Source organism: Actinoallomurus sp. NBC_01490, from assembly GCF_036227085.1.
Lineage (GTDB): Bacteria > Actinomycetota > Actinomycetes > Streptosporangiales > Streptosporangiaceae > Actinoallomurus > Actinoallomurus oryzae.
This window is the reverse complement of record NZ_CP109433.1, coordinates 11,517,158-11,530,430: the sequence shown is the minus strand read 5'-3', so window position 1 is coordinate 11,530,430 and position 13,273 is coordinate 11,517,158. Positions and strand designations below refer to the sequence as shown.

Below are 13,273 nucleotides of genomic sequence, written 5' to 3'. Positions count from 1 at the left end.
GAACCGGATGGTGGACGCGCCACCTCGAAGAGCGCTCTCCATCCTGCCCCCGTTCCGTGCACCCGAACCAGAGAGGAAGGCGAGCGGTGGCAGGCAGCGGAATGCAACAGTCGCAGGTTACGGCGACCAAGAACGGTATCAACGCCTTGGAGCAGGCGTTCACCGGCATCACGAAGATCCGGCAGGACGTCGAGTCGACGCGCCACAACCTCGCCTCCGGCTACAAGGGCACGGACGGCGGGGCGTTCGGTGATCTCATCAACGGCTGGGAACAGCAGTGCGACGTCATCCTCACCAATCTGCGGGACATGGTCGACAAGCTCAACACAACCCTCCAGAAGCAGCACCAGCAGCAGGGTTCGAGCAACGAGCAGATCAACCAGGCGTACAACCAGTCGGAGGCCGTCTTCAACGCCCTGCACGGCTGATCGCGGACCCCACTGACGAGAAACGAGGATTCCCATGAGCGAGGACTTCACCGACGGCTACATCTACGTCGACTACTCCCACATGAACAACGCGGCCGACGACCTGGTCTCCCAGACGAAGGCCATCGCCCAGACGATCTCCAACATGGAGATGGAGCTCACCCAGCTCAAGAACACCTGGATCGGTGAGGACAAGGACACCTACACCCAGAAGCAGACCGCGTGGGACAACGCCATCAAGGCGATGGAGGACATGCTCACCAACCATTCGAAACTTCTGGACGAGATCTCCGGCAGCTACAAGTACAACGAGAACAACCTCAGCCAGATGTGGTCCGAGGTACGGATCGGCGGTTGACCGCCCGCCTTCGGCCGCTCGTCGTACGGGCGGCCGGAGGCGGCGAAGAGAGCCCGACGTCCACGCACTCCGGAGAGGCGAGCAATGGCCGAGAACAAACTGAAGCTGGACAAGGCGGGGCTGAAAAGCTTCATCGACAACCAGATCGTCCCCTTCGCGAACTCCCTCGACAAGGTCGCGAATCAGGACAACGACGAGGGGGTGACGATGGACAGCCTCCTGGGGAACGGCAAGATCCCTGAGCACGAGAACGAGATCTTCAAGATCCAGCACCCGCTGTCGGTCGGCCAGCTCGCGACCGACGACTCGCGCACCCACGGCAAGGCGGTCGTCTCGAAGATCACCGACGTCGCGCAGTCGATCTCGGACATCTACGTCAAGCAGATCAAGCTGTTCAACGACCTGCACCGGAACCTCGACACCACGATCACCAAGCTGATGGACGGTCAGCACGACAATCTGACGAAGATCGACGGAAAGATCTTCCTGGACGGCCTGGGCACGTTGCCCGGCGACTTCCAGGGGACGGGTTCCACCGAGCAGTCCTGAGCGCCGGGTGACAACCCGGCCCACGCACATCTTCCACCGGAGAGCGGACCATGGCGGACGACAGCGACGACAAGGCCCCAGCGTATTCGACGAACGACAAGTGGGCCGAGGCCGTCAACCTGCTCACCGGTTACGTGCTGCCTCCGCGCGGCACGATCTTCAAGGACAAGCTGTACGGCAACGACGACATCCCGCTGATGAAGGTCGAGATCCACGACTGGGACGTCGAGCCGGACCTCGCCGAGCTGAGCGCCATCAACGCGATGAACTGGCGGACGCAGAACTCCGGCTGGCGCATCGAGAACACCGACTTCGTCGTGCCGTTCTTCAACGGGTCGACGAGCGTCGGGTCGACGGTGAACATGCGCAAGGCGCGGATCACACTGCTGGGCACGGACGCCAACCACGACGTCCCGGCGGGTGGCGTGACCCACGGTGCGACGTTCACCGAGAACAGCGGCAATCTCATGGGAGACGACTTCAAGGGGTGGGACTCCCGGCCGCTCGCCAGCTACAGCTACGGCGGTGGCATAGCGCTCAATGAGCTGCTGAACGCCCCGCACTACTCCACCTATGGGTTCTCCTGGAACGACATCCACGTCGATGACAAGAACGCCGTCGACCTGACCGGGTTCGAACGGGCCGCCAAGGCGTTCGACCGGGCGTCGCGGTTCTTCTACCTCTCCCGCGCCACGATCCAGAGCTGGGAGGATGAGCTCGGCGACTCGGAAGACCCGGCGTGGCGGGGACAGGCCGCCGGCGTCTTCTGGGACATCATCCACCAGCTCGGCGTGACGTATCAGAACTACTCCGACACGCTTCCGCTGGAATTCATCTTCTCCAAGGCCGGCGACGACCTGCGCCGGGCGAGGCAGGGCATCTCCAACGCGATCTCCAACCTGCACTCGACCTGGAGCACCTGGGCGCTCTACGAGGGCAACCCGTTGCGGTGGCTGCACGACATCCTGCTCGAGGTCACCGACGACATCTGGGACAACAACCTCGTCAAGGTCCGCGCCAAGGCGCACTACTACGGCGGCTACTACGGCGGCAGCACCACGTGGACGAACGAGGTCGCCAGCGGGGGCTTCACCACCAACGTCGGGTACGGCGACCTGAACGACCTCTCCACCTGGAAGAAAATCGGGGACGAGGCGATCACCCGCTGGCAGACCTCCGTCGTCAACACACTCGGGGAGGCCGGCAGCAAGGCACTCGACGCGGTCAACAACGCCTGGGTCGACCTGACCAAGACCCTGCAGAAGCTGACCACCCAGAGCGTCAGCCTCCAATCCGACTACCAGGCCGACAAGGCCGCCGCGGAACAGGACAAGGCGGACGCCGCGGCGGCCGCCGCGGCGGCGCATGAGAAGGAGATGGAGGACAAGGCGGCGGCCGACGCGGCGGCCGCGGCGGCGCACCAGAAGGAGATGGAGGACAAGGCCGACAAGCAGCGGGCCGACGACCTCGCGCATCAGAAGGAGATGGAGGACAAGGCGGCGGCCGACGCGGCGGCCGCGGCGGCGCACCAGAAGGAGATGGAGGACAAGGCCGACAAGCAGCGGGCCGACGACCTGGCCCATCAGAAGGAGATGGAGGACAAGGCCGAAAAGGAGCGCCAGGAACAGGAGCAGGAACAGAAGGAGCAGCAGGCCGAGCAGGAGAAACTGCAGAAGGAGCAGGAGGCCAAGCAGGAGCAGCTGCAGAAGGAGCAGGAGGCCAAGGCCGAACAGCAGTACCAGCAGCAGATGGCCATGCAGATGGCCATGCAGAAGGAGCAGGAGAAGAAGCAGGAGGAGCAGGAGAAGAAACAGGAACAGCTCCAGAAGGAACAGGAGGCGAAGGCGCAGCAGCAGTACGAGCAGCAGCGCCAGGACCAGGAGGAGCAACAGAAGAAACAGGAGGAGGAGCAGAAGAGACAGGAGGAGTTGGCCCAGCAGCAGTACAAGGAGCAGCAGAAGACCCAGGCCGAGTACCAGCAGAAGCAGGAAGAGCAGGCCAAGCAGCAGTACGAGCAGCAGCGCCAGGACCAGCAGGAGCAGGAGAAGAGGCAGGAGCAGCTCCAGAAGGAGCAGGAGGCGAAGGCGGAGGCCCTCCAGCAGAGGCAGGAGGACCAGGCCAAGCAGCAGTACGAGCAACAGCGCCAGGACCAGCAGGACCTGGCCAAGCAGCAGTACGAGCAGCAACAGCAACTCCAGCAGCAGTTGCCGGGCGGCGGGACCACCGCACAGCAGCAACAGCAGCTCCAGCAGCAACTCCAGCAGCAGCAGGACCAGTTCCAGCACCAACTGGAGAACGCCGTGGGCGGCCAGATGGGCAGCCAGACCCATCTCAACCCCGACGGGACCGTCACCACCGACTACAGCGACGGCAGCTCGACGACCATCAACCCGCACACGGGACTGGAGACGACGACCCTCCCGGACGGCAGTGTCAGCACCGAGCACCTGAGCCCCGGCCACTCCTTCACGAACCCCGACGGCAGCACGACGACGGTCAACAACGACGGGACCCTCACGACTCACTTCCCGGACGGCAGCGTCACCACGGTCAACCCGGAGACGGGCGTGGCGACCACACACGAGCCGGACGGGCAGACCATCACCACGCCGCTGGGCGGAGGTGCCACGCTGCCCCACGTCTCCACCATCGGCTCGAACTACGAGCCCGAGCTGCACGACCTGCCCTACGACGGGACGCTGGGCTCCGCGGCCTCCCTGCCGACGGCCCAGCAGGTGCCCGGCAGCTCCGTGACCGAGGCCGGGAACTACCTGCCGCTGGGCACCCGCATCGACGGGACCACCACCGGCGGCACCCCCACGACGTCCGGCGGGCCCATGGGCGGCCCGATGGGCATGGGCGGCATGGGCGGAATGGGGGGCATGGGAGGGGCCGACAGGCAGCGCTCCGGCGAGCGCGTCCGCCAGGTCTACGACGACGATGACATCGTCACCGCCGAGGGCGGCTCCCTCGGCCGGCGGAGCCGCCGTACTCCTTACGAGCCCGAGACCGCGGCGGGCCGGCGCACGCCCACCGCCTCGGGCTACGACCCGTACGGGTCGGACGCCGAACGCGAGGTGACCGAGAGCGGCGAGCGGGAGCGTGAGGCATGGGTGCCCGAGGAGGACGACGTCTGGGGCACCGACGAGGGCGGCTCGCCCGCCGTCATCGGATGACGTACGCCACGGTCACGCGGCACGAGGGAGGAGACAGCGTAGATGGACCTGAATGAGGAGATGGCGGCGCGGGTCGCCGAGGCGCGGGAGCGCCTCGAGTCGACCAAGGCCGCGGTGGCCCGGGCGCGCGCCGAGCTGAACGAGGCGTCCACGACCGTACGGTCCAAGGACCGCTCCGTCGAGGTGACGGTCGGCCCGCAGGGTGAGCTGAAGCGGGTGAAGTTCCTGGACGAGAAGTACCGGACGATGGAGGCGGCGCAGCTCTCCGCGGCCATCGTCGAGGCGGCCGGAAAGGGGCGGGCGGTGATGGCCCGCCGGGTGAAGGAGACCTTCTCCGAGATCAGGCGGATCGGCCAGGGCGGCTCGGACCTGCCCGGCTACACCCCCGACTGGGACCAGATCTTCGGATCGGCGCTGAAGGCGGGAGGCCGCCAGGGCGCGACGCGCCGTGACCGGACGGCGCGGAAACTGCACGACGAGATCGTGGAGGACGGCGACGATGTCTGACAAGTTCCAAGCGGACCCGGCCCGGGCCAAGGCGGCCATAGAGAAGATCGAAGGCCTGGGGCACCTGATCAACGGCATCGGCGAGCGCTTCGTGGACGGCCTGAGCAACGCCGGGGACGTCCTCGGCCACGACAAGTTCGGCCGGACCGCGTTCACGCAGCTCAACAACCAAAAGCTCCAGCTTCACCAAGTGATCATCGCGCTGGGTCGGGTCGCCGACGGATTCCCCGAAGCGCTCAACCTCCAGAGCAAGTACACGCAGAAGACCCAGGCGGGGGTCGTCGACGCCATCAACGAGTACGGCTCTTACCAGGGTGAGGGCCTGCCGGGGAGAGGCGGCACGCACGGCAGGTAAGTGAGGGCACGGGGTCGTGGGTGACGCGCCGGAAGGGCTGACGTTCAACGAGGACGAACGCAAGCTCTTCCTGTTCCTGATGGGGACGGAACCGCCGGAGGCCGTTCCCCAGGACGTCTACGCGCTCAGGGAGCCGTTCGACACCCTCGACCAGGACCTGGGCTCGCTCGCGGAGCACTACGCCGAGGTCGTCACCGGCATCGACGGCGCGCTGCCCGACGAGGTCATCGAGCAGTTCAAGCAGACGTTCGGCGCGTTCCTCGGCGCGACCGGCGGCATCAACCACATCGACCAGATCAGAGAGGCCGCCCAGCAGATGGGCGACCAGGTCGGCGAGTGGTCGCGGAGCCTCCTGGAGGCCCAGGTCCAGATCATCGCGATGCTGATCGCGCTGATGGTGCAGCTGGCGATCATGTCGGCGCTGGCCGCCTTCACCGGCGGCTCGACGCTCGGCGAGGAGGCGATCGCCGAGCAGACCACACGTCTCGGCATCGAGATGATCCTGGACCGGCTGCTGTCGCTCCTCCGGTTCGTCATGCCGACGGCCATCCAGGCGGCGATCGGCGCACTGCTGATGATGGCGGCGAGCCTGATCGCGAGCTCCATCGACGGCGACCCGCGGGGCCCCCACGTCGACTGGAAGTGGGTCGGGGAGGGCGCGCTCGGCGGAGCCCTCGCCGACATCGGCATCCGGGGCATCGGCGGTCTCTTCGACAACCTGATCGGGAACGCCCTCAAGAGCCTGGACAACCGGTTCGTCACCGAACTGACGAACATCACCGGCGACTTCATCAAGATGGGCGGCGGCGGCGCGATCGCCGGCACCTTCACCCAAGGGCTGATCGACGGCAACTGGCAGGTCCTGCCGATGATGTTCGTCGGGGCCGGCATCGGCGGTGTGGCCTTCGGCGCGGCCGTACGGGGCGCGGCCCTGGGCGGCATGAAGTACCGCATGACGAAGCTGGACATCAACCCCGCCCTCCTCCGGCCGCCGGACCATTCCGACCTGTCGGCCGACCCGCCGTCGAGCCGGCCGCCGGACGACTCCACCGGCGGCACCGGCACGAGGAACATCGACACGCACCGGCCGCCGGAGACGATCGACCTGCCGCCTTCGGACCCGCCGACTCCGGGGCTCGGCGGCCCCGGGGGCGGCGGCCCGCTGCGATCCGGGCCGGGCCTCACGGAACCGCCGCCGCGGGAGACGCTCAACGACGAGCCGATCGTCCCTCCGCAGGTGGAGGACCCGGCGGCCGTGAACGGCAGCCGGACCCCGCCCGACATCCAGCAGGGGGCGCCGGTCCCGCCGAACCTGCCGCGCGCGCGGGTTCCGTCCAGCGAGACGCCGCGGATGCTGGAGGAGAACCCCACGCCGCTGGCGGAGACCCCGCCGGTCACGCCGTCCACGAACCCGTTCGCCGCCACCACCCGGGCTTCGGGCGGCGTGAACGGCCCGCCGGTGACGCGGGAGAACCTCCCGGAGGACACCTCGCTCACCGAGACCACGCCGTTGCTGGACGAGAACGGCGTGCCCATCGTGAGGTCCCCGGTGCTGGACGAGAACGGTGTGCCGATCGTGGAGCCGCCGCCGACCACGTCGTCCACGCCCCCGGTCGTCACGTCCCGGCTCGCCGAGCCCGCGCCGGCTCAGCTGCCGCCCTCCCGGCCGCCCGAGTCGGCGCCGGCCCCGGTGCCCGGTCGCGATGGCACGTTCCAGGACCGGCCGGTGCCGCCCGCGCGGCCCGTACGCACCGAGTCGGACACGAACCGCTCCGGCGACGACACGCCTCCGGCCGAGCACGAGTCTCCGGCGACCCCCCGCGACACGACGTCGCAGGACCCGGGCACCACGTCGCACGACGGCCCACCGCAGGACACGGTGCCGCACGACGACACGTCGCGTGACACGACGTCGCACGACACGACGTCGCACGACACGACGTCGCACGACACGACGTCGCACGACACGACGTCGCACGACACGACGTCGCACGACACGACGTCGCACGACACGACGTCGCACGACACCACGCCGGTGCCGCATGACCCGGCACCGCCGGCGACCCTGGTGTCCGGGCACGAGGACGTCACGCCGAACTTCGTCTTCGACGCCGGCGACCACACCGTCCAGCAGCGGCTCCAGGCCGGCCAGGACGCCCAGGTACGCCGCTACACCGAGCGGCTGGAGAACGAGGACCGCCGGTACTGGCGGCAGCGCGACGCCGACCAACACCTCGACGCCGCCGTCGCCACGTACCTCGTGTCCAACACGCACGGCGTGCCCCCGAACGCCCCCCGCCCCGATCTCGCGACGCTGGTGCGCTCGGCCGGGGTCCCGGAACACCTCGCCGACGAGGTCACCGCGGCGTACCAGGCGGTCCGCACCGAGTCCGGCGCCCTCACCGAGGACAACGACGCGGCCCTCACGACGCGGCTGACCGAGGCGCTGGAGTCACGGCTGCCCGAGCCGGAGCAGGGCCCCCGCCAGAACACCCGTACGCTGGCCGAACGCCTGATCCGCGAGCAGGCGCGGATCGACGCCGACACCGCGCGGCCGTGGACCGAGCAGGTGCGGGAGCGGTACGACTCCCGCTGGCAGGCGCTCTACCAACGGCACCTGGACGGCGGGCTGACCCGGTCGGAGTTCGAGCAGCGCTTCGACGACCTGGCCGACGGGCTGACCGACGAGCTGGAGCTGGAGGCGGCGGTACGCTCGGCCCGCTTCAGTGCGGAGAACGACTTCGACCTGACCGGCCTCGGCACGTCGCACTCGCCCGTCGCCGCCGCCCGGCTGCGGGCGCGGTTCGGCGATGCGGTCGAGTCGGAGGTGCGCCGAATCGCCGAGAGGCTCGGCATCCGGGGCGAGCGGGTCGACCCGCAGGTCTGGGACCGGTTCCACACCGAGGCCGACCAGCGGGTCTACGACCTGACGCGGGGCCTGCGCACCCGCATGGCCCTCGAAGACGCCGCCGACCGGTACTTCGACGGTCTCCTGGAGCAGGCGGGACTGGACCACGGCTCTCCCGAGGCCCGTACGCTGCGCGCCGAGTACGACGCGGAGTTCGCGGCCCGTACCCGAACCCTGCCGGGCGGCACCGAGACCCGCACGCTCCGCCTGGACGACTACGAACGCCGCGCCGCGGAGCTGGAGCCCCAGGTACGCGACCTGAACGATCGCTGGGCGGCCCGCCTGCGCGCCAAGGCCGGCGAGGACGCCCTGCTGACCCGCGCCGGCGAGGAGATGGGGCAGTACGAGATCGCCTGGCGGGAGCAGTCCGCGCAGGCGCGGACCGGCGAGGTGGACCACGACGCGGTGCTCGCCGAAATGCGCGACGACCTGCGCGCGGAGGGCCGTCGTTTCCTCGGCGACCGCGACGCGTGGGAGCTGACCGTACGGGAGTGGGAGGACTACGCCACGACGCTGACCGCCGCGTTCGACCGGCTGGCCGCGGAGATGCCCGCGCGGTTCGACGAGTACGCCGGCCGCGCCGCCGCGCTCCGCCGGGTGAACGAGGCGCTGACCGGCCTGGCGCATCGGGACGAGCACGTCGAGCGGGTCCGTACGGACTTCCTCGCCGCGATGACCGAGGCGCACAAGGCGGTGGTCGGACGGCCCGAGGACGGCGTCTGGTCGCCGGAGGAGCTGGCCCGGCGCGAGGCCGCCTTCTACCAGGAGTACTTCCGGCCGTACCTGGCGTCCCTGAACGCCCGGCTGGAGTTCGAGGCGAGCCTGGACCGCGTGATGGGCGACGGCGCGACCCGCTTCCACGAGATGACCAGCGAGGCGAGCGAGCTGACCGGCCGGGCGCGGCGGCGGTACGCCATGGCCGACCAGACGTTCGAGACGATGGCGAACGACTTCCGGGCCGACTGGGCGACGCTCTTCCACGAAGCCCACGCCGTGGGCCGCGACCTGCCCGAGATGCTGGCGCGCGAGCAGGAGCACGGCGACGTCTTCGGCACCACCCTGCGGGACGCCTGGACACGCTTCCAGGCCGAGGTGGACGCGCCGCGCGTGGCGCGGCTGCGGGCGCAGGCGGAGGCGGAGCACGAGGCGTGGCGGCTCCAGCTCGCCGAGACGATGGGACGCCTGACGCGGCGGGCCTCGGTGCTGGAGTCGCTGGAGAACGGGTTCGAGGAGGGCCATCCGCCGCTGACGTATCCGTCGGCGCGGAACGAGTACCAGGACGGGCTCAAGGCGCTGCGGCGGAACCTCGTCGACGGCTGGGACCGCGCGGCGACCGACGAGGAGCGCACGGCGCTCATCGACGCGGCGCGGGCGGGCCTCGCCGAGCTCCGCGCCCGGGCCGTGGAGCGCGAGACGGCCTACCGGGCCTGGAACGACGACCCCGAGTGGACCCTGAACTTCGACCGGCTCGACATCACCCGCAAACCGGTCGAGGCGTACGAGCAGCGAGCCGGGGAGATCGAGCCCCCGCCCGCCGTCCCCGAGAGCACGCGCCCTCCGACCGTGTCGGACGGCCCGCCGCGCGACCCGGAGGACCGGCGGCCGTACGTGGAGGATGCCCCGGAGGACGAGAAGCCGCCGCTGCCCGCCGACGACGCCGAGACCCTGCTCGTGCAGATCGAGACCGCGGTCGAGACCAAAGCGCCTCTCGCGCCGCGCTCCGCGCGGATGGCCGAGGCGGAGGACCGGGTCCGTGAGCAGCTCGCCACCCTGCGCTCCGAGATCGCCACCCGCGACGAGGCGTACCTGGAGTTCGAACGGCGGCTCTCCGCCCGCCCGGACGACGCCCGGCCACCGCTGGCCGACGAAGAGACCATCCGCGAGTGGTTCGCCGACGAGTGGGCGGGCGGCCGGGACCGTACGGCACTGGGCGAGGAGCTCACCCGGCGGCTGGACCAGGCGCGCGCGGCGGCCCGGGCCGGCGAGATGTTCGACCGGGAGGTGGGCGGCCGGTGGCGGCTGTGGGGGAACGACGGCTTCACGGCGTCTCCCCGGGCGCTGGAGCTGCGCGAACGCTTCGTCCACGAGATGACCGAGTCCTCGCTCGGCGACGCCGAACGGGCCGAGCTGGTGCGGGAGCTGCGCGGGGAGTATCGCGAGGCGCGGGCCGAGTGGCGGCAGCAGAGGGCCGCCAACCGCGCGTTCGAGGCCGCGCTCACCGTGGACGGCCCGCAGGGGCGCGTCGACCTGGGCCGTGGCGGGCACGAGTGGGACAACCTGACCCGCCGCTGGCACGAGGAGGAGCTGACCCGGCTCCGGGAGCGCTACACCGAGGAGCGCTCGGCGCTGACCGATCCGGCCGAGGCTGGCCGGCTGACCGAGAGCGTCCGGCAGGAGGCGCAGCGGCTCACCGCCAAGGCCAGGCCGATCGCCGAGCTGGGCCAACGACTGGAACAGGTCGCGCAGCGCCACGAACCCGCCTCCGAGTGGTCACCGGAGATCCAGTCCTGGTACCGGACCGAGCGGGCCGCGCTCACCCGGCAGACGATGGACCTCGCACGTGACCGGCCGTTCGACGCGAAACTGCGCGCCCGGCTGGAGTCGGACCACACCCGCAGGCTCGCCGCCCTGCACGACGTCGCGCACAGCCGGCAGCAGGCCCGGCAGGAGTTCGCCGGCCTGCCCGCCGCCCGGGAGGCCGGGCAGGCGACGATGCGCTCCCGCCAGACGGTCACGTGGGCGAGCCGGCGGATCGAGCAGATCCGCCGCGCGTACGTCGAGGAGCAGCTCACCGACACCGCCCTCGGCGAGGCCGAGCGGAAGGGCCGTGAGTTCGTCTTCGCGCCGCCGGAGACCGCGCCCGGCGACTGGCGCGCACACGCGTTGCGGTCGGCGGAGACCCGGGTGCTCGACCGGTACGAGCAGGTGTTCGCCGAGCACGACGAGGAGCTGGCCGGGCTCTCGCAGATCACCGTGTCGCCCGAGGAGCGGACGGCGTTCGAGGAGGCCGTACGGTCCTGGGTGCGCGACAACCCGCAGGCGCGGGACCACCCCCGGTTCGAGCAGATCAAGGAACGTCTGGGGGAGGAGTTCGAACGCCGGCTGCTCGCAGGCGACCGGGACCGGCAGGAGGTCATCGACGCGCTCCCCGGCGAGCTGGACCTGGAGGCCGCCCGGCAGGTCGCGATCGGCCACGGCCGGCAGGCCTTCGACCGGAGGTTCGCACTCTGGAGGCGCCGGCTCGGCGCGACCGAGGGCGGCCTGCCGTTCGAGCCGACCGAGCCGGTCGCCGAGATCGTGCACGAGCAGGAGGGAATGGAGTTCGACCGGCGGTGGGAGGACGCCGTACGGGACGTCTTCCAGCAGACCTCCGACATCCACGAGAACCTGGCGGTGCGCCGTCGCGAGGTCGCCGCCCGGCTGCGCGAGCTGACCGACGGCCTGTGGGACGCCTTCGACCGGCGGGCCGGCCTGGCGTCGGAGCAGGAACGCTTCGCCGAGCTGTTCGAGGCGCAGGCCGCGTCGTTCAAGGATCACCTGTCCGACGCCGACCGCGCCCTCCTGGACGGGTTCGCGGCACGGGATGCCACGCCCTCCGAGCCGGGCCGCCGGCAGGTGCTGCACGACGGTCAGGAGGAGCTTCGGACCCGTTACGACCGGCACTTCCCGGCCGGCGAGCCGGTCACCGAGGAGGCCGTGGCGCGGTGGCGGGAGACGTTCGACAAGACGGTCGGGTCCCTGCCGTCCCGGCTCGCGACGCAGACCGCGCGCGAGGCCGCGATCCAGCGCTCCTTCCAGGACCTGGCGACCCGGAGCGCCGCGTGGGAGAACGATCCGGGGCTGGGCGAGGAGTTCCGCGACCGGTTCGGCCTCCAGCACGGCGTCACGCCGGCCAAGGGGACCCTGGCGTCGATGCAGACCGCCCTCGGCCGCTCGGTCAACGACCGTTTCGGCGCGCTGTTCACCGGTGAGCAGGACAAGAGCCTGCGGGTCCGGTTCGAGGAGTGGCGCGCGTGGTACGACGACGCCGCCGGGACCGACCGGCTGAACGTCTGGCTCGCCGTGGAGACGGCCCGCCAGAGCGTGGCCGGCAAGGCCGGGCAGATCTTCGCGGAGGAGTCCGCGCGCTGGCAGCGCGAGCACCGGACGCTGTCCGAGGACGAGCTCGCACGGGCACGGTCCGGCCTGGTGGAGCGCATGCTCGACGCCTACGACGGCGTCTTCGGCCTCGGCGCGCGGAAGACGGAGGACCTGGACGGCCGTACGCGGGTGTGGGACGAGCGCGTGCGGCGCCTCACCGCCGACCTGCCTGCCCACCTCGCGTTCGAGGCGGCGGCCTCCGCCGTCCTGAAGGGCGGGGGCCGGTCGTTCCACGCGCTCAGCCAGGGCCACCGCCTGGACGACGAGGTGTGGCTGGACCGGACGAAGGACCTGTTCCGCGACGACTGGTTCGACGAGTGGCGCGTGCTGATGGCCCCCGAGGACGTCTCGTCGTCCTGGGCGGAGCAGGAGAAGACCACCACCGACGCGTTCGGCGCGGGCCACGACGAGGCCGCCGCCGAGACCCGCCCGGCCACCGAGTCCGACGCGCTCACCGAGACGGAGACGCTCGTCGGAACCGACGCGCTCACCGAGACGGAGACGCTCGTCGGAACCGACGCGCTCACCGACACCGGAACGCTCACCGACGGCGAAACACTCACCGAGGAGCGAGGCCCGGAGCCGAGCCCGTACGTCCACGACGCTCCGCTCACGCTGGGCGCGCCGTCGAGCGTACGGATGGCCGCTCCGCACGCCGGTCAGTCCGTCCAGCACGCTCCCACCCCGCACTCCCCGTTCCCCACGGTGCCGGGCTGGCCGGCGTCCTTCCGGGACGAGGCGGACCGGCTCGCGGATCTCGCGCCGGAGGAGCGGTGGAACGCGCTGACGGCCCTGTCGCAGCCGCAGCGGGAGACGCTGGCCTCCGCCCCGGAGTTCGTGACCCGGATGAGC

9 protein-coding genes and 1 pseudogene are annotated in these 13,273 nt (G+C 70.5%); 7 read left to right on the top strand and 3 right to left on the bottom strand.

The genetic code is table 11. The features are described 5' to 3' along the window. Positions 1 to 86: 86 nt before the first annotated feature. The 7 genes and pseudogenes from OG417_RS53050 to OG417_RS54775 all read left to right on the top strand — a co-directional run. Positions 87 to 428, top strand: a complete 342-nt coding sequence (locus OG417_RS53050) for a hypothetical protein (RefSeq protein ID WP_329247189.1) — start codon at positions 87 to 89, stop codon at positions 426 to 428. A 34-nt stretch (positions 429 to 462) separates the two neighbouring features. Further along, the gene (locus OG417_RS53045; protein ID WP_329247187.1) at positions 463 to 786 is read left to right on the top strand and encodes a WXG100 family type VII secretion target; all 324 of its coding nucleotides are present in this window, start codon (positions 463 to 465) and stop codon (positions 784 to 786) included. An 84-nt stretch (positions 787 to 870) separates the two neighbouring features. Next, complete coding sequence (locus tag OG417_RS53040) at positions 871 to 1,335, top strand: type VII secretion system-associated protein (protein ID WP_329247184.1); 465 nt, start codon at positions 871 to 873, stop codon at positions 1,333 to 1,335. Between the two features lie 50 nt (positions 1,336 to 1,385). Further along, a complete protein-coding gene (locus OG417_RS53035) occupies positions 1,386 to 4,511 on the top strand; it encodes an AAWKG family protein (protein ID WP_329247181.1) in 3,126 nt (1,041 codons plus the stop codon). Positions 4,512 to 4,553: 42 nt separating this feature from the next. Beyond that, the gene (locus OG417_RS53030) at positions 4,554 to 5,018 is read left to right on the top strand and encodes a YbaB/EbfC family nucleoid-associated protein (protein ID WP_329247178.1); all 465 of its coding nucleotides are present in this window, start codon (positions 4,554 to 4,556) and stop codon (positions 5,016 to 5,018) included. After that, positions 5,011 to 5,373: a hypothetical protein gene (locus tag OG417_RS53025; RefSeq protein ID WP_329247174.1), complete on the top strand. Its 363-nt coding sequence runs from the start codon at positions 5,011 to 5,013 to the stop codon at positions 5,371 to 5,373. The genes OG417_RS53030 and OG417_RS53025 overlap by 8 nt, the downstream gene beginning before the upstream one ends. Positions 5,374 to 5,452: 79 nt before the next feature. Further along, a pseudogene (locus OG417_RS54775) lies at positions 5,453 to 5,797 on the top strand (WXG100-like domain-containing protein); the annotation flags it as partial. Positions 5,798 to 7,020: 1,223 nt separating this feature from the next. On the opposite strand, the gene OG417_RS53015 reads toward OG417_RS54775, so the two are convergent. From OG417_RS53015 to OG417_RS53005, 3 genes are all read right to left on the bottom strand, one after another. Further along, positions 7,021 to 7,464, bottom strand: a complete 444-nt coding sequence (locus tag OG417_RS53015; protein ID WP_329247169.1) for a hypothetical protein — start codon at positions 7,462 to 7,464, stop codon at positions 7,021 to 7,023. A 361-nt stretch (positions 7,465 to 7,825) separates the two neighbouring features. Continuing rightward, positions 7,826 to 10,753 (bottom strand): hypothetical protein, encoded by a 2,928-nt coding sequence (locus tag OG417_RS53010; RefSeq protein WP_329247166.1) that lies wholly within the window; start codon positions 10,751 to 10,753, stop codon positions 7,826 to 7,828. An 18-nt stretch (positions 10,754 to 10,771) separates the two neighbouring features. Beyond that, positions 10,772 to 13,096 carry a hypothetical protein gene (locus OG417_RS53005; RefSeq protein WP_329247163.1) on the bottom strand — a complete coding sequence of 775 codons (2,325 nt, stop codon included), beginning with the start codon at positions 13,094 to 13,096 and terminating at the stop codon, positions 10,772 to 10,774. Between the last annotated feature and the right edge of the window lie 177 nt (positions 13,097 to 13,273).